At 68.9% G+C, this 17,665-nt stretch carries 14 protein-coding genes; 12 read left to right on the plus strand and 2 right to left on the minus strand.

Annotated features, from left to right (window positions below; genetic code table 11):
- Positions 1–48: 48 nt before the first annotated feature.
- Together EV652_RS36620 and EV652_RS36625 are read left to right on the plus strand one after the other, a co-directional pair.
- Positions 49–408, plus strand: coding sequence for a DUF3099 domain-containing protein (locus EV652_RS36620; protein WP_132214172.1), 360 nt, complete (start codon positions 49–51; stop codon positions 406–408).
- Positions 409–607: 199 nt separating this feature from the next.
- The gene (locus EV652_RS36625) at positions 608–811 is read left to right on the plus strand and encodes a hypothetical protein (protein ID WP_132214174.1); all 204 of its coding nucleotides are present in this window, start codon (positions 608–610) and stop codon (positions 809–811) included.
- A 52-nt stretch (positions 812–863) separates the two neighbouring features.
- Here EV652_RS36625 and moaA read toward each other — a convergent pair whose 3' ends face one another.
- Positions 864–1,883 carry a GTP 3',8-cyclase MoaA gene (gene moaA, locus EV652_RS36630; RefSeq protein WP_242002212.1) on the minus strand — a complete coding sequence of 340 codons (1,020 nt, stop codon included), beginning with the start codon at positions 1,881–1,883 and terminating at the stop codon, positions 864–866.
- Between the two features lie 57 nt (positions 1,884–1,940).
- On the opposite strand from moaA, the gene EV652_RS36635 reads away from it, so the two are divergent.
- From EV652_RS36635 to EV652_RS36645, 3 genes are all read left to right on the plus strand, one after another.
- Positions 1,941–2,732 (plus strand): SURF1 family cytochrome oxidase biogenesis protein, encoded by a 792-nt coding sequence (locus EV652_RS36635; RefSeq protein ID WP_242002213.1) that lies wholly within the window; start codon positions 1,941–1,943, stop codon positions 2,730–2,732.
- On the plus strand, positions 2,659–4,503 hold the full coding sequence (locus tag EV652_RS36640) for a glycoside hydrolase family 15 protein (RefSeq protein WP_242002214.1): 1,845 nt from the start codon (positions 2,659–2,661) through the stop codon (positions 4,501–4,503). The genes EV652_RS36635 and EV652_RS36640 overlap by 74 nt, the downstream gene beginning before the upstream one ends.
- A gap of 61 nt (positions 4,504–4,564) precedes the next feature.
- Positions 4,565–5,329, plus strand: coding sequence for an SDR family oxidoreductase (locus EV652_RS36645; RefSeq protein ID WP_242002215.1), 765 nt, complete (start codon positions 4,565–4,567; stop codon positions 5,327–5,329).
- Between the two features lie 252 nt (positions 5,330–5,581).
- On the opposite strand, the gene EV652_RS36650 is transcribed toward EV652_RS36645, so the two are convergent.
- On the minus strand, positions 5,582–6,670 hold the full coding sequence (locus tag EV652_RS36650) for a DNA polymerase domain-containing protein (protein WP_132214176.1): 1,089 nt from the start codon (positions 6,668–6,670) through the stop codon (positions 5,582–5,584).
- Between the two features lie 160 nt (positions 6,671–6,830).
- Between EV652_RS36650 and EV652_RS36655 the strand changes: the two genes are divergently transcribed.
- The 7 genes from EV652_RS36655 (at position 6,831) to EV652_RS36685 (ending at position 17,635) form a co-directional block, all read left to right on the plus strand.
- Positions 6,831–8,426, plus strand: coding sequence for a M4 family metallopeptidase (locus EV652_RS36655; protein ID WP_132214178.1), 1,596 nt, complete (start codon positions 6,831–6,833; stop codon positions 8,424–8,426).
- Positions 8,427–8,574: 148 nt separating this feature from the next.
- Positions 8,575–10,299: an NAD(P)/FAD-dependent oxidoreductase gene (locus EV652_RS36660; RefSeq protein WP_132214180.1), complete on the plus strand. Its 1,725-nt coding sequence runs from the start codon at positions 8,575–8,577 to the stop codon at positions 10,297–10,299.
- Positions 10,292–11,671, plus strand: coding sequence for an adenylate/guanylate cyclase domain-containing protein (locus EV652_RS36665; protein ID WP_132214182.1), 1,380 nt, complete (start codon positions 10,292–10,294; stop codon positions 11,669–11,671). Before EV652_RS36660 ends, EV652_RS36665 begins: the two co-directional genes overlap by 8 nt.
- 81 nt (positions 11,672–11,752) lie before the next feature.
- Positions 11,753–14,140 (plus strand): DUF8508 domain-containing protein, encoded by a 2,388-nt coding sequence (locus tag EV652_RS36670; RefSeq protein ID WP_132214184.1) that lies wholly within the window; start codon positions 11,753–11,755, stop codon positions 14,138–14,140.
- Between the two features lie 4 nt (positions 14,141–14,144).
- Positions 14,145–14,966 (plus strand): DUF427 domain-containing protein, encoded by an 822-nt coding sequence (locus EV652_RS36675; protein ID WP_132214186.1) that lies wholly within the window; start codon positions 14,145–14,147, stop codon positions 14,964–14,966.
- 67 nt (positions 14,967–15,033) lie between these two features.
- Entirely contained in the window at positions 15,034–15,450 is a 417-nt protein-coding gene (msrB, locus tag EV652_RS36680) for a peptide-methionine (R)-S-oxide reductase MsrB (RefSeq protein WP_132214188.1), read from the plus strand.
- Between the two features lie 88 nt (positions 15,451–15,538).
- Positions 15,539–17,635: an AAA family ATPase gene (locus tag EV652_RS36685; protein ID WP_132214190.1), complete on the plus strand. Its 2,097-nt coding sequence runs from the start codon at positions 15,539–15,541 to the stop codon at positions 17,633–17,635.
- The last annotated feature ends 30 nt before the right edge of the window (positions 17,636–17,665 follow it).

Raw genomic sequence — 17,665 nt, forward strand, 5'->3', positions numbered from 1 at the left:
GCCCGGGCGTACGACGCGGCGTACCGTTGGTGTTGGTGAGGAGGATAGATGTCGAGACGCCGTGAGCGGTCCGATGAAGCCGTCATTTCGGTGACGAGTGCACAGCCGGGCCGGTCCGAGGATCTGGACAGCCGGATCGTCCGCTATGCGTGGATGATGTCGATCCGGATTGTCTGCTTCGTGCTCGCCGTCATCACCCCGTCGCCGTGGCGGTGGATGTTCATCGTCGCGGCCGTGTTCCTGCCGTACATCGCGGTGGTACTGGCGAACACGCAGCGGAGCAGACAAGTGTCCAGTGCCGACCCCTTCGTCGCGCCGGATCGCCCTGCGATCGGATCGCATCCGACGATCATCAGCGGGCCCGAACCGGACGCCGATCCGGCCCACAAGATCGACACCGAAAAGTGATCTGTGCCGGGACTGGAAACTTCGACGCCATCCGTGTCAGAATCTCCCGCGTGCTCTGAAGTTCATGGCTGAAATTCAGGGACTTGATGCGGCGTCGGACGGCTCCCCCCGTGGCTGTCCGACGTCGCTTCATTTTCCCCACCGTTTTGATTATTGAGTGGTCAGGAACAATTCGCCTGCACACTCAGGAATGGCTCTGATGACCGAAGAAGGCCTGTCGTCCGTCTGCTCTGCCAGGGGATGCGGCGCGCCGGCTCAGTGGGCGCTGCTGTGGAACAACCCGAAGATCCACACGCCGGACCGGCGCAAGACCTGGCTGGCCTGTGACGAGCACAAGGACAGCTTGTCCGACTTCCTCGGCCGCCGGTCATTCCTGCGCGAGGTCGAGCCTTTCTCCGGGTAAAGGCCGGACACCGAAAAATCACATTTCCGGATTGGGCCGGTTTGTCCGGCGTTCAACCGCCGATCGCGGACATCGGCCGGGTCGGCTGCAGGAAGCTCGGGTCGTTGATGCCATGGCCGGGCAGTTTGTTCCGCATCGCCCGCCGCCATCGGTCGGCCAGTTCCTCGTCATCGGCCCCGGCCCGCAACGCGGTGCGCAGATCTGATTCGGTCCGGGCGAAGAGGCAGTCGCGAACCTGGCCGTCGGCAGTCAGCCGGACCCGGTCGCAGTCACCGCAGAACGGCCGGGTGACGGAGGCGATGATGCCGACCGTCTGCGGCCCGCCGTGGACCGTGAAGGATTCGGCCGGCGCACTCCCCCGGGTGGCCGCGTCGGTCGGCTCGAGTCCGAACGGCTCGGCCAGCTGGGCGAGGATCTCGTCGGCGGTGATCATGGTGGCCCGGTTCCAGCCGTGCTGGGCGTCCAGCGGCATCTGCTCGATGAACCGCAGCTCGTACCCGTGCTCAAGACAGAACTCGAGCAGCTCCGGCGCCTCCCGGTCGTTCACACCGCGCATCAGCACCGCATTGACCTTCACCGGCGTCAGCCCGGCCACCTGGGCCGCTTCGAGGCCGGCCAGCACGTCCTTCACCCGGTCGCGCCGGGCGAGCTGCTGGAAGGTCTCCGACCGGATTGTGTCCAGGCTCACATTCACCCGGTCCAGACCGGCGTCCTTGAGTGCTTGGGCTTGCCGGGCCAGGCCGATGCCGTTGGTGGTCAGCGAGACCTGGGGTCGCGGCAGCAGCTCCGTCGTACGGGCGACGATGCCAACCAGGCCGCGGCGCAGCAGCGGTTCGCCGCCGGTGAAGCGGATTTCGTGTACGCCGAGTAGCCGGACGGCAACGGAGACGAGCCGGACCACCTCGTCGTCGGTGAGCAGCTCCGGCTTGGGGAGCCAGTCCAGGCCCTCCTCGGGCATGCAATAGGCGCAGCGCAGGTTGCAGCGGTCGGTCAGGGACACCCGCAGATCCGTGGCAACGCGGCCGAACCGGTCCGCGAGGCCCAGCTGAGTCACCTCTTCTGTCGCTGTCACGGCTCCAGCCTACGTGCCGGGCACCGACGGTTTCAGGGGATGGCTTAAGTTCGAGATGTGCGTCGTCTGATGAATGTGCGCTGGATCGCCACCGCACTGGCGGTCCTGGTGCTCGCCGGAGTGTGCGTCCAGCTCGGTCGCTGGCAGTTCCACCGCCTCGACGAGCGCAAGGCGCGCAACGATGTCACCCGCACCAACCTGGCCGCTCCGCCGGCGCCGATCGACCAGATCGTCGGCCAGGACGGAGTCGTCGGCGACCAGCACGCCTGGCGTACGGCGGTCGTCACCGGCCGGTACGACGCCTCGAAGCAGATCGTGCTGCGGTACCGGAACGTGAACGACCGGCCCGGGTTCGAGATCGTCACCCCGCTGACGCTCCCCGACGGCAAGGCCGTGCTGGTAGACCGCGGATTCCTGGCCCGCCAGGGCGCCGAGCTCGCGCCGGGCCACATCCCCGCCGTACCGACCGGCGAGGTGACCATCACCGGCCGCCTGCAGCGCAGCGAACGCGGCGGGCACACGAGCGGCGGCACGCCGGACGACGGTACTGCGCGACTCATCAACGGACCGGACTTCGCCAAAGCCCTCGGCCTGCCCCTGTACGACGGCTACCTGACCATCGACAAGCAGGAGCCGGCCAACGACCCGGCGCTCGGCGGGTTCCCGGGTCCGGAGATCGACGACGGGCCACACTTCTTCTACGGGCTGCAATGGTTCTTCTTCGCCCTGCTCGCCCTCGGCGGGCTGGTCTATTTCTCCCGACAGGAAGTACGCGGTGGTGACTCCTCCTCCGAAGGCGAATCGTCCGGCCCGGCGCGGCCCGAAGTCCCTGCCGGAGCGGCGGATTGAGGACTATGCGCTGATCGGCGACACCCAGACCGCGGCCCTGGTGTCGAAACAGGGCTCGATCGACTGGCTGTGCTTCCCGCGGTTCGACTCGCCGGCGTGCTTCGCCGCCCTCCTCGGCACCGACGACAACGGCCACTGGCGGCTCAGCCCGCGGGACGCCGACGCGCGGAGCAACCGCCACTACCGCGGGGACACGCTCGTCCTGGAGACCGAGTGGTCCACGTCGACCGGCTCGGTCCGGGTGATCGACTTCATGCCACCGCGCGACAAGGCGCCGGACGTCGTACGCATCGTGGAAGGCATCAGCGGGCGGGTCGCGATGCGGTCCGAGCTGCGGCTGCGGTTCGACTACGGCCAGGTGGTCCCGTGGGTCCGCAGGGTCGACGGCCAGGTCGTGGCGATCGCCGGTCCGGATGCGGTGTCGTTGCGGTCCGACGTCCATCAGTACGGGCGGGACTTCGCGACGTACGCGGATTTCGAGATCTCCGCGGGTGAGCGGGCCTGGTTCGTCCTCACCTGGCATCCGTCGCACGAGCCGGTGCCGGAGCCGACCGACGCGCTCGCCGCGCTCGAGCCGACCGCGACGTACTGGACCGATTGGATCGCTCGCAGCACCGACGTGGACGGGTTCGAGGAGGAGGTCACCCGGTCGCTGCTCACGCTGAAGGCGTTGACCTATTCGCCGTCCGGCGGCCTGGTCGCGGCGCCGACCACCTCGTTGCCTGAGGAGCTCGGCGGCCAGCGCAACTGGGACTACCGGTTCTGCTGGCTGCGGGACGCGACGATGACGCTGACCGCGATGCTGCGGTCCGGGTTCACCGAGGAGGCGCACGCCTGGCGGGACTGGCTGCTCCGGACTATCGCGGGCGCGCCGACCGATCTGCAGATCATGTACGGCGTCACCGGCGAACGGCGGTTGACCGAGTTCGAGGCCGACTGGCTGCCCGGGTTCGGCGGATCGCAGCCGGTGCGGCTCGGCAACGCGGCCGCGGAACAGCTGCAGATCGACGTGTTCGGCGAGGTGATGGACGTCCTCGCACTCGCCCGGGAGACACAGACTGGGCCGAGCGAGGACGCGTGGGCGATGCAGCGCGGCCTGATGCGGCATCTGACCGACGTCTGGGACCAGCCGGACGAAGGAATCTGGGAGGTCCGCGGCGGCCGGCAGCACTTCACCTACTCGAAGGTGATGGCATGGGTCGCGTTCGACCGGGCTGCGCGAGCGGTCGAGCGGTTCGGTCTGAGCGGACCGGCCAAGCAGTGGCGTGCGACCGCCGACCAGATCCACCGGGAGGTCTGCGAGAAGGCGTTCGACACCAAGCGTGGCACCTTCACCCAGTCCTACGGCAGCAAGGCGCTGGACGCGTCGGTGCTGCTCATCCCACAGGTCGGGTTCCTGCCGCCGGAGGACGCGCGCGTGATCGGCACCGTCGAGACGGTCCATAAGGAGCTCGGGTACGACGGGTTCGTCCGCCGGTACATCACCGATCACGTCGACGACGGGCTGCCCGGCGACGAGGGCGCGTTCCTGATCTGCTCGTTCTGGCTGGCCGACTCGCTGGCGCTGATCGGCCGGGTCGGCGAGGCCCGCGCGATGTACGACCGACTCGTTGCCCTGCGCAACGATGTGGGACTGCTCGCGGAGGAGTACGACCCGATGACCGGCCGGATGCTGGGCAATTTCCCGCAGGCGTTCTCGCACCTGGGCCTGGTGAACACGGCCTGGCATCTGAACAGCACCGAGACTCCGCTGCGCCGGTCGGCGTACTAGAGAACTTGCCGTCGGCCACCAACTGGCCGTCGGCGTGCGAGATCCGGTGTGGTGAGGCAGGATGGTGCTCGTGGACCTCGGACTGCGCGATCGCACCTATATCGTCACCGGCGCCAGCGCCGGCCTCGGCTTCGCCACTGCGAAAGCCCTGGCCGCGGAAGGTGCCCGGCTCGTCATCTCCAGCCGGAACGAGGAGTCGATCACGCGGGCCGCGGCCGAGCTCGGCGAGAACGTGGTCGGTATCTCGGTCGACAACGCGGACCCGGAGAGCGCGGAGCGCCTGGCCGCGACCGCGATCGCCAAGTGGGGCGCGCTGCACGGCGCCCTGATCAGCGTCGGCGGCCCCCGTCCCGGGACGGCGCTGGACACCGCCGAGGAGGACTGGCGGAACGCCTTCGACAGCGTCTTCCTCGGTGGCCTGCGGATCGCCCGCTCGGTCGCCCGGGCCGGTTCTGACGGTACGTCGATCGCCTTCGTGCTGTCGTCGTCGGTGAAGTCCCCGATCCCCGGCCTGGCCATCTCGAACGGGCTGCGTCCGGGCCTGGCGATGGTCGCGAAGACGCTGGCCGACGAGCTCGGCCCGAACGGGACCCGGGTGAACGGCCTGATGCCCGGCCGGATCTCCACCGACCGGCTCAAGGAACTCGACGCCAAGGGCGGCGACCCGGAGGCCTCCCGTCGGGCGTCCGAGAAGACCATCCCGCTGCGCCGCTACGGCACTCCGGACGAGTTCGGCCGCGTCGCCGCCTTCGTCCTCTCCCCCGCCGCGTCGTACATCACCGGCGCCATCCTCCCCATCGACGGCGGCGCCCTCCGCACCTTCTAACCCCCACACGCCGGGGTACCAGACGTGGATGCGGTGCGCCGGGGTGATGCGTGGGCTCGGAGACGGATTCGGGTGGTGTTCTGGTGGATGGTCGGTTCGGTCCGCATGGTGGTCAGTGCCGGGCCTACGGGATGCTGAGACACCTACCGGCGGGCTGAGACAGGAAATACCGTGTCCAAGCCCACCACTTCCTGTCTCAGCATCCCGGGCAACAAGGAGGAGTGGGCGCAGCGCCACCGAGGGCTGTCGGCCCTATGGCGCGATCCGGTTGCCTTTGTCGTCCCAGTGATCGGCGACCTTCTTGCTCGGCTGCACACGCGGCGGCTCACCCGGCATCTTCGGGTAATCCGGCGGGAAGTTCAGCTCCCCGCCCGGCAGCTCCTCCCACAGCCGCAGCAGCGGGTCGAGCGAGTACGCCGTCTCGTCCATGTCCGCCCACGGGTCACCATCAGTGAGGTACTCCGGGACGGTGTGCAGGTTGAACGCCCGCGGATCGTCGACCTCGGCCAGCCGCTCCCACGTCATCGGCGTACTGACCGGCGCACCGGGCCGCGGCCGGAGCGACCACGCACCGGCGACCGTGCGGTCGCGCAGGTTCTGGTTGAAGTCGAGGAAGACCGCAGCATCGCCGCGCTCCTCCTTCCACCAGGCGGTGGTGACAGCGTCGTCGCGGCGCTCCAGCTCCCGCCCGAGGCCGATCGCCGCGTGCCGGGTCTCGTCGAACGACCACTCCGGCCGGATCCGCACGTAGATGTGGATCCCCCGGTTACCGCTGGTCTTCGGATACCCGCGAAGACCCAGCTCCTCGAGCAACTCACGGGCGACGCCGGCTACCCGCCGGGCGTCGGCGAAGGTCGCCCCCGGCTGCGGGTCGAGGTCGATCCGCAGCTCGTCCGGATGGTCGAGATCGCTCTTGCGCACCGCCCACGGGTGGAAGGTCAGGGTGCCCATCTGGGCCGCCCACACCGCGGCCCCGATCTCGGTCAGGCACAGCTCATCGATCGGGCGGTCGTTCGGCGTCAGCACCCTGCAGGTCTCGAGCCAGTCCGGGGCGCCCTTCGGCAGGCGCTTCGAGTAGAAGCCGTCGCCGGTCTGCCGACCGGTCGCGTCGACGGACAGCGTCATCCCCTCGCGCCAGCCGCCCGGCCAGCGCTCCAGCGCGACCGGACGGTCGCCCGACGCGTGCATGAACGCGGCACCGACACCGGCGAAGTACTCACAGACCTGGAGCTTGGTGACCTCCGGGGCCCACTCGGTCGCTTCGTAGACGACCCGCTCCGGGCTGGAGACGCGGACTTCCCGGTCCCCTGCGGGGAGCATCACCGCTGTGGTCTTCGCCATGGCGTGACGGTACCGCCCGGGACCGACCAAATCCGGTGGCAGCGCGACGGAAAAGGCAACTTTCCCGACCTCTGGCCACGGTAGGTGACCGAGCGGTAACGTAACTGCACCTCGTTCCTGGGGCGTGAGGCCCCCGGGACACCTCTGAAGGAGCGCGAGGATGAACAGATCCGCCCTGTTCGCCGCTGCTACCGCAGTGGCGACCACAACCGCCCTCGGTCTGACCAGCGCCACCACCGCCACCGGTGCGCCGACGGTCGACCCAGTCCCCACCCCCAGCGCGGCGGTAGCCCGTGCCAAGGCCGCCATCAGCGACAACCTCGCTGCGCTGCGGGCCACCGGGACCGACGCGTTCGTCGTCCGGGATGTCATCGTCGACGCCGACGGGAGCAGCCACGTCCGGATGGACCGGACTATCGGCGGGCTCAAGGTGCTCGGCGGCGACGTCGTCGTCCACCAGGCCAAGGACGGCAGCTGGAAGGGCGCCAGCCTCAGCCTGAGCCGCACCGCCGACGTCAGCCGGACCCCGAAGGTCGGCGTCGCCACCGCCACCTCGAAGGCGTTGGCCCGCGGTCAGAAGGTCGAGGGCAAGCCGTCGCTGGTGATCGAGGCGCGCAAGGGTGCACCGCGGCTGGCCTACCTGGTCACCACCGCCGGGACCCAGGCAGACGGTACGCCGAGCCACATCACCACCACGATCGACGCTCTGACCGGGGCGAAGCTCGTCTCCGAGCAGCATGTCCAGACGGCGAGCGGCGACGGCCAGAGCCTGTACAGCGGGACCGTGCCGATCGAGAGCACTCCGGCCACCGGCGGGTTCACGCTGACCGACCCGACCCGCGGCAACGGCTTTACGGCCGACGCGAACAACAAGACCGACTCCATCCTGTGCCAGCTCTTCGGCCTCGGCTGCCCGGTGCCGACCCGGTTCACCGACGCCGACAACCACTGGGGCAACGGGCTGACCACCAACCGGCAGACCGCCGCGGTCGACGCGCACTACGGTGCTGCGACGACGTGGGACTACTACAAGACCCAGCACGGCCGGAACGGAATCTTCAACGACGGCAAGGGCGTCCCGAGCCGGGTGCACTACGGCACGAACTACGTGAACGCGTTCTGGGACGGCAAGCAGATGACGTACGGCGACGGCGACGGTGTGGTGGCCGGTCCGCTGGTGTCGATCGACGTGGCCGGCCACGAGATGTCCCACGGCGTCACCTCGGCGACCGCGAACCTGACCTACTCCGGTGAGTCCGGCGGCCTGAACGAGGCGACCAGCGACATCTTCGGCACCATGGTCGAGTTCTACTCGAACAAGGCCTCCGACCCGGGTGACTACTACATCGGCGAGGAGATCATGAAGGACCGGCCGGCGCTGCGGTACATGGACAAGCCGAACAAGGACGGCAACTCCCCCGACTGCTACTCCGCCGGTATCGGCAACCTGGACGTGCACTACTCCTCCGGTGTGGCGAACCACTTCGTCTACCTCGCCTCCGAGGGCAGCGGCGCCAAGGTGATCGGCGGTCTGCAGCACAACTCGCCGACCTGCAACGGCTCGACCATCACCGGGATCGGCAACGCCAAGGTCGGCAAGATCTGGTACCGCGCGCTGACCACCTACATGACCACGGGTACGACGTACGCCCAGGCCCGGACCGCGACGCTGAACGCGGCCACCGACCTGTACGGCGCGAGCAGCAACGAGCGCGCCGTGGTTGCCGCCGCGTGGTCCGCGGTGAGCGTCAACTGATGGTTTAGCCAAGGCCTCGTGACACGCCGTGCCGGAGGCGCGGCACATTGCACAGTTTCGCCGGTCCTGTCCCACTGGGGCGGACAGGACCGGCGAACAAGCGTTTTGTCCATTGCCCATCGGTTATGGCGGACCTACCGTCACAAGCATGGGAGGGGAACCCGGGGGAAGGTCCAGTCTGCGCGAGGCGCGGCCGCTGTTGCTGGTCGTCGACGCCGATCCGATGCGGCTGGAACGCAGTGAGACAGAGCTCGAGCGCGCGTTCGGAGTCGATTTCCGGGTCCGCGGCGAACTGACCGCGGCCGCCGCCACGGAATGCCTACAACTCGCGCACGAGCTGGAACAGCGAGTGGCCGTCGTCCTGGTCGATCACGCCCTCGCCGACGACGAACGGACCGCCATCTTCGACCTGTCGCGGACGCTGCATCCGGATGCGCGACGGGCGCTGCTGATCGAGTGGGGTTCGTGGGCGAAGCGCTCGACGGCGGCGGCGATCCTGTCCGCGATGGCGGTCGGCGACATCAACTACTACGTGCTGAAGCCGTGGATCGAGCGCGACGAACTGTTCCACCGGACGGTCGCGGAGTTCATCCAGGAGTGGTCCCGGTTCGAGGTCGCCAACCTGCGCGAGGTGGTGGTGATCGCCTCCGACCACTCGGTCCGCGGTCAGGCGATCCGCAGTCTGCTGGCGCGCAACGGGATCCCGAGCGCGTTCCGGGTCAGTGGTTCGCCATTGGCGGACGCCGTACTGCGCTGGATCGACGAGCCGGATCCCGGTGAGGGCGTACTGGTGTGGATGCCTGCGGTCGGCGGCGCCATACTGCATGATCCGACCGATGCGGAGATCGCTGAAGCGTGGGGTGTGCCGACGACGCTGGCCGACGGCGAGGACTCCTTCGACGTCCTGGTGATCGGGGCCGGTCCGGGTGGGCTGGCCGCGGCTGTGTACGCATCGTCCGAGGGGTTGCGGACGCTGGTGGTCGAGCGGGAGTCCATCGGAGGGCAGGCGGGGACGAGTTCGCTGATCCGGAACTATCTCGGGTTCTCGCGTGGGATCCGGGGCTCCGAACTGGCACAGCGCGGCTACCAGCAGGCGTGGGTCTTCGGGGCGCACTTCGTGCTGATGCGGTCGATCGTTTCGCTGGAGAAGCAGGACGACCACTTCCGTGCCGTGATCGGTGATGTGGGCGAGGTGACGGCTCGGGCGGTCGTGCTGGCGACCGGGGTGTCGTACCGGCGGTTGGACGTCCCGTCACTGGAGCCGTTGATGGGGAACGGGGTGTACTACGGCGCGAGCGTGTCGGAAGCCCATGGTTTGCAAGGCCTTGATGCGTGCGTGGTCGGTGGTGGCAACTCGGCCGGGCAGGCGGTGCTGCATCTGGCTCGCTACTGCCGGCAGGTGACCTTGGTGATCCGGGGCAACGACCTGACCGCGAGCATGTCGCAGTACCTGATCGACACGATCGATGCCGCGGCCAACGTGACGGTGCGCGCCAACAGCGAGGTCGTCGGTGGCGGCGGTGACGGGCGGCTCGAGCACGTGACGTTGCGCGACCGGCAGACCGGTGCCGAGGAGTCGCTCCCGTCCAACGGGCTGTTCGTGATGATCGGCGCGGTGCCTGGCACCGACTGGTTGCCGGACAAGGTCGGCCGGGATGGTCATGGCTTCGTCCTGAGCGGTTCGGACGCCGCGGCTGATCCGCAGTGGAACGAGTCGCGGCCGCCGCAGCCTTACGAGACGACAGTGCCTGGGCTCTTCGCCATCGGCGATGTTCGCTGTGGGTCGGTCAAGCGGGTCGCCTCGGCGGTCGGCGAGGGTTCCGTGGTGGTGTCCCAGATCCACACGCATCTGAAGGCTTCCGCGGATGCCTGAACGGCGATTCGTCTACACGCCGGCGATGGTCGGACTGACGGCGCTGGTTCTGCTCGTGCCGCTGGCGGGGTTGGTGTTGCTGCTGCAGAAACCGCAGTTCGATGTGCATTGGGAGCACCACCCTTCGCACTTCTGGCTGGTGCTGGTGACGGCGCTACTGAGCGCCGTACTGGCCTACATGACGGGTGCAGCGGCGCTGCGGCGTGGTGATCCGCGGGTGCTGTTCGTGTCGTTGGCGTTTCTGTCGGCGGCCGGGTTTCTCGCGTTGCACGCGTTGGCTACGCCGAAGGTGCTGCTCGACACACCGAATGCAGGCTTCATCCTCGCGACGCCCGTCGGCGTCGCGCTGGCCTCGGTGTTCGCGGTCTTGTCGAGCCTGAACCTGTCCGGCGCGCGGGCGGTCTCCGCAGTCCGGTGGGGACGGTGGCTGCGCGCGGGGCTGCTGGTTCTGATGGCGTTGTGGGCGGCGGCCTCGGTACTGCGACTACCTCCGCTGCACGACACCGCCGTACCGGAGGTTGCCGACGGCATCCTCAGTGCACTCGCCGTACCCGCCATCGTGCTGTACGCCGTCGCGGCCGGGCGCTATCTGCGGACCTGGTGGGAACGCCCGTCGTTGATGCTGTTGTCGATGATCGCCGCGTTCGTCCTGCTGGCCGAGGCGATGGTGGCGCTGGTGTTCGCCCGGAACTGGGCGCTGTCGTGGTGGGAGTGGCACGTACTGATGCTCGCCGCCTTCGTCCTGGTCGTGGTCGGCGTACGGATCCAGTGGTACGAGGAGCGGTTCGCTGACCTCTACCTCGAGGACACGGTGTCCGGGCGGCGTGACCTGAGCGTGCTGTTCGCCGATCTGCAAGGTTTCACCACGTTCTCCGAGCGCCACGATTCGGCCGAGGTCACGACGATGCTGAACACGTACTTCCAGGTCGTCGTACCGCCGGTGGTACGACGTCACGGCGGCGACGTCGACCGGATCATCGGCGACGCGTTGATGGTCACCTTCAACAAGCGTGGCAACCAGCCGGACCACGCGGCGCGGGCCGCCGCGGCCGGGCTGGCGTTGCAGGAGGCGGCGACGGCCGTTCAGATGGCGCACCCTCAATGGCCGCGATTCCGGGTCGGCATCAACAGCGGCGTCGCTTCGGTCAGCCTGCTCGGCACCGAAGGCGGCCGCACTCACACCGTCATCGGCGACACAGTCAACGTCGCCTCCCGGATCGAGGGCAAGGCCCCCGGTGGTGGCGTGGCCATCGGCCCCGCCACCAAGGCGCTTCTCCCCGACGCCGTCACCGAGTCATTGGGCCTGCTGGAGCTCAAGGGCAAGGCGGAACCGCTCGAGGTGTACCGGCTGGTCTCCTTGCCTCGCGAATGATCACCCGTGCCTTTTCGGGAGGTACCTGGTGTTCACGTGTTGGACCTTGGCCGGGACCAGTCCGGGTGTGAGAATCCGGCCATGTCTGCCCAGATCCGATCACGGCGCCGCCTGGGCGCCCTCGTGGTCACCTCAAGTCTCGCCTTCACCGGTGTGGTCGCGTACGTCGCCGCACCGGCGGACGCCGCCTCATCCACCGTGGTCATCACCGAGGTGTACGGCGGTGGCGGCAACAGCGGCGCGCCGTACACGCACGACTTCATCGAGCTGACCAACAACAGCAGCTCGCCCGTCGACCTGAGCGGCTGGTCGGTCCAGTACGCGTCCGCGACCGGTAGCACCTGGGCAGTCACCAACCTCAGCGGCAGCCTCGCTCCGGGCGCCGCCTACCTCGTCCAGGAAGCGGCAGGCGCCGGGAACGGCCAACCGATGCCGGCCCCAGATGCCACCGGCACCATCTCCATGTCCTCGGCGTCCGGCAAGGTCGCCCTCGTCAACCAGCAGACCGCGCTGACCTGTGGGACGACCTGCGCCACCAACGCCGCCGTGGTCGACTACGTCGGATACGGGGCAGCCACCGACTTCGAGACCGCCGCGGCGCCGGGCCTGTCGAACACCACCTCGGCCACCCGCAAGGTCCCGACCGTGGACGCGGACAACAACAGCACCGAGTTCGCCGCGGTCAACCCGTCGCCGAAGACGCTGACCTCGACGCCGCCGGACCCGGACCCGATCGACGCCAAGATCCACGACATCCAGGGCTCCGCGCACCTGTCCCCGCTCAACGGCAAGCTGGTCGCCAACGTGACCGGTGTCGTCACCGTGAAGGGCGCCAACGGCTTCTGGTTCCAGGACCCGCAGCCGGATGCGGACCCGACGACCAGCGAAGGTCTGTTCGTCTTCACCAGCTCGGCGCCGACGGTGGCCGTCGGTGACGCCGTGACGGTCAAGGGCACGGTCGCCGAGTTCCGCCCCGGCGGTTCGGGCGGCACCGACAACCTGACCACCACGGAGATCACCAACCCGACGATCACTGTGACCGGCACCGCCTCCGTACCGGCTCCGACGATCGTCGGCCCGGGTGGCCGGGTGCCGCCGTCGACCGTGATCGACGACGACTCCACCGGTGATGTCGAAACGACCAGCACGTTCGACCCTGCCAACGACGGCCTCGACTTCTGGGAGTCGCTGGAAGGCATGTGGCTGGGCATCAACCAGCCCGAGGTCACCGGCCCGACCAGCTCGTTCCGTGAGCTGTCCGTCGTACCGGCAGGCTCCAGCGTCCGGACCGTCCGCGGCGGCATCCTGCTGCAGAAGGCTGACAGCAACCCTGAGCGGGTGCTACTCGACGACGTGCTGGCGACGATCCCCGACGCGAAGACCGGGGACACGCTCGCCGGTGTCGTGACCGGTGTCCTGGACTACGCGTTCGGCAACTTCAAGTTCCTCCCGACGCAGACCCCGACGGTTGTCGACGGTGGCGTGAAGCGTGAGGCGACCACGCGCTCCTCGCCGCTGCAGGTCTCGGTGGCGACGTTCAACGTGGAGAACCTGGACCCGTCCGACGGCGACGCCAAGTTCGACGGGCTGGCCCAGGCAGTGGTGAAGAACCTCGCCTCGCCGGACATCCTCGGTCTCGAGGAAGTGCAGGACAACGACGGCGCCACGAACTCCGGGAACCCGCAGGCGGACGTCACCCTGAACATGCTCGCGGCCGCGATCGTGAAGGCCGGCGGCCCGGAGTACGCCTGGCGGCAGATCGACCCGGTGAACAACGCCGAGGGCGGCGAGCCGGGCGGCAACATCCGGGTCGCGTTCATGTACCGCACCGACAAGCCGGTGAAGTTCGTCGACCGTCCCGGCGGCGGCTCGACGGTCGCGACCACGATCGTCACCGACCGGTTCGGCCGGCCGCACCTGAGCTCCTCGCCCGGCCGGGTCGATCCGGCCAACCCGGCGTGGGCAGCCACCCGGGTCCCGCTCGCCGGCGAGTTCACCTGGCACGGCCAGAGCCTGTTCGTGGTGGTCAACCACTTCAGCTCCAAGGGCGGCGACGACCCGCTGTGGGGCCGGACCCAGCCGCCGGTGCAGGTGACCGCGGCCAAGCGGCACCAGCAGGCCCAGTCGGTGCGCGGGTTCGTCGACCAGATCCTGGCCAAGGACAAGGGCGCCAACGTCATCGTGCTGGGCGACATCAACGACTTCGACTTCTCCCAGACGACCGACATCCTGGTCGGCTCCGGGAAGACCGCGCTGATCGACCTGCCCCGGACCCTGCCGCTGCCGGAGCGCTACAGCTACGTGTTCGAGGGCAACAGCCAGATCCTGGACCAGATCCTGATCTCGCAGAACCTGAAGCCGGCCTCGTCGTACGACATCGTCCACATGAACGCCGAGTTCCCGGACCAGATCAGTGACCACGACCCGCAGGTGGCGCGGGTGACCCCGCTCCCGTCCTGGGTGCGCTGATCCCATGAGCCGACGGATGCAGGACCTGCTGTTCGAAGGGTTCGGGCTGCTGCGGTACGAACCGAGCGAGATGCGGGTCCTGGTCCGGCACGGCAACATCGTGATCGCCGACACCATCCGGGCGATGCTGGTCTGGGAACCACGCCGGATCGTGCCCACGTACGCCGTACCCGTGGCTGATCTCCGGGCGGACCTGGCTCCGTCGACCGGCGAGGGGATGCCTACACCGGACGGGGTCCTGTATCCCGGGATCCCGTTCGCGGCGCACTCCGCCGACGGCGAGGTGGTGGACGTGGTGGCCGGCGACACCCGGTTCGCGGGTGCGGGGTTCCGGCTGGACGACGCCGACCTGGCGGAGTACGTCGTACTGGACTTCCGGGCGTTCGACGGGTGGTTCGGGGAGGACGAGCGGCTGGTGTCGCACCCACGGGACCCCTACCACCGGGTGGACGCCCGCCAGAGCTCACGGACCGTGCGGCTCGAGCTGGACGGGGCCGTGGTGGCCGAGAGTTCCCGACCGGTCTTCGTGTTCGAGACCGGGTTGCCGATTCGCTTCTATCTGCCCCGCGAGGATGTGCGGGCCGAGCTGACGCCGACCGATCGGCGGACCACCTGCGCGTACAAGGGGCATGCGTCCTACTTCTCGATTCCGGGCCAGAACAATGTGGCCTGGACCTATCTCGAGCCGGCCGACGGAGTGACTCAGCTCGCCGGTCTGATCGCCTTCTTCGACGACCGGCTCGACGTCTTCATCGACGGCGACCGCCGCGAGCACCCGCGCACCGCCGTCGCCGAGGCGGTCCGGCAGGAGTTCGCCCCCGACTGAGGTTGCGGCGCGCTTACGGCCCCGAGACGGGCGGGGTTTTCCTTGCCCCGGCGCCGATACTGGACCTGTGACTGATGACATCAAGCAGTACGCCGTACAGAAGTCAGATGCGGAGTGGAAGGCACAGCTCTCCCCTGCCGAGTTCCAGGTACTGCGCAAGGCTGGCACCGAGCGGCCGTTCACCGGCGAGTACACCGACACCAAGACGGTCGGCGTGTACAAGTGCCGGGCCTGCGACGCGGAGCTGTTCCGCAGCGAGACGAAGTTCGACTCCCACTGCGGCTGGCCGTCCTTCTTCGCGCCACTGGCCGAGGACCGGGTGCAGTACATCGAGGACACCGCCCTCGGCATGAAGCGCGTCGAGGTCCGCTGCGCCAACTGCGGCTCCCACCTGGGCCACGTCTTCGAAGGCGAGGGCTACGGAACCCCAACCGACCTCCGCTACTGCATCAACAGCATCAGCCTCACCCTCGCTCCCGCCTGACCTACCGGGGCGGCACGGAGGTCCGTCCGTCGGCCGCTGACGCACTAAAGTGAGCCAGCGCGATGCCCGACGGGCGGAAAGGATCCATGTGGCTGACGACACCCGCAGACGGCGCGTTCTCGACGTTCTCGCTGCAGACCAGCCGTGGGAGGTGCCGGACGCCTGGCTGGCCGGTATCCGCGGCCAGTTGCGCGCTTGGGCCGAGGACGCGAACACACTGCGGCCGCTGCGGCCGGACGCCTTCCCGGACTTCGTCAAGGGAACGCCGGCCGCGGTCTGGTTCACCCATCAGGTCGCCCCACTACTGACCGGCTGGATCCCGGTGCTGCACGGCGAGTACGCCGACATCTCTGCCGAACTGACCCGGGACTTCTACCGGCCGTCAGTCCGGTACGGCGGCGCCGGACACGTGATCCGGGTCGCGGCCACCGACTGGCCGCTGCAGGCGATGTCCGGCGCGCGCGGCTTCCGCGAACAGGGCCGCAAGCAGGCGCTCCAGCTCTCCCGGGACGTGGTGAGCCTGTTCGTCGACGCGCCGCCGATGGCGACCCGGGCTCGGGCCCTGACCGCCGCGTTCGACCGGGTGCTGGCGGACCGCGAGGCGACCCGGATGCACGCCACCGCCGACTACGAGACGATCACTCAGTTCTGGCGGACGTCCGCGCTCACCGACGCCGAGCGCGCGGTGCTCCCGGAGCTGGCCGGCTCCGCATCGGCCTTGCAGTACTCGCTCAACACACTGCGGGACGCGCACGCCAAGCTGTTGATGGCACTTTCCGAGGATGACGCCGACGACTTTGCGCGGCTGCTGGCCGGGCTGATCCTGGCCACCGGGCTCGGTGGCCTACCCCCGGCCGTGGCACAGCGCCTGGGTAGCGTCGGCTGGGACGTCGAGAATGCCCTCGCCGACATCAGGAACGGCTTCGACCCGCACGCCTGGCGGGCCGGCAACACCGAGTGGCTGGCCCGCGCGGCGCGCCGGGACCAGGAGGCTCTCGCGCGGTCCTGGGCCGCCGCGGCCACCCGGGTGTCGGTCCACCTGTCCGGCGTGCTCGCGGACGCGCCGTGGCCGGAGCCGCAGGTCCCGGATCTGGGCGCGTTCTTCCGGCTGCTCGACCGTGAGCGCCGGCCGACGGCCGACGCCCGCGCCGGGGCACCAACCGCTCCGGCTCTTTCGCTTGCCTGGGACGCCGTCCGGGATGATCCGACCGGTGCGTCCCCCGAGGCCGATGTTCTCCCCGAACCCGCGGTCAAGGCCGTCCCCGACGCCGCGCCAGCCGCCGAGGTCCGGCCGGTGGCCGACCAGCCGGCTGTGCCGGTGCCGGTGGACTACGGCGACGACCCGCTCGCCGAGCTGGACGCGCTGATCGGGTTGGACTCGGTCAAGGAATCGGTCCGCCGGATGGTGGCCGAGATCAAGACCAATCTGCGCCGCCAGGAGCTCGGCCTGCCGAGTCACGAGCGGGCCCGGCACATGGTGTTCGTCGGCAAGCCGGGTACCGCCAAGACCACGATCGCCCGGTTGCTCGCCCGGATCTACAAGCAGTTGGGCGTGCTCGAGAAGGGCCACGTGGTCGAGGTCGACCGGTCCGATCTGGTCGGTCCCAGCGTCGGCACCACCGCGCCGATGACCGCGGGCAAGTTCCGGGAGGCGCTCGGCGGGGTGCTGTTCGTCGACGAGGCCTACACCCTGGTGCCGGAGAACACCCCGGGCGACTTCGGCCTCGAAGCCGTCGCCACCATCCTGAAGATGATGGAGGACCATCGCAACGACTGCATCGTGATCGTCGCCGGCTACCACCGCGAGATGCAGCGGTTCATGGAGTCCAACACCGGGCTCGCGTCACGCTTCCCGAAGTTGCTGTCGTTCAGCGAGTACGACACCGACCAGCTCATCGCCATCTTCGAGCTCCAGGCCCGGCAGAAGGGCATGGTCTACACCGACGACGTGCTGGACGTCGTCCGCAGCGTCGTCCCGCCTGCTCCCCGTGGCCACAACTTCGGCAACGGCCGGTTCATCCGGAATGTGCTCGAGGAGGCCATCGCCAACCAGGCGACCCGGCTCTCCGACCATGACCCGGAAAGCCTCACCGAGCGCACGCTGCGGGAGCTCCTGCCCGAGGACGTCAAGCCACCCACCTCGATGCGCGCCGAGGACTACCTCTTCCAGAAGCCAGGCACCTGACGCAACCGACTGGCGGTGCCGTCACCCCGG

This window comes from Kribbella steppae (assembly GCF_004342025.1).
In the GTDB taxonomy this organism is placed as follows: domain Bacteria; phylum Actinomycetota; class Actinomycetes; order Propionibacteriales; family Kribbellaceae; genus Kribbella; species Kribbella steppae.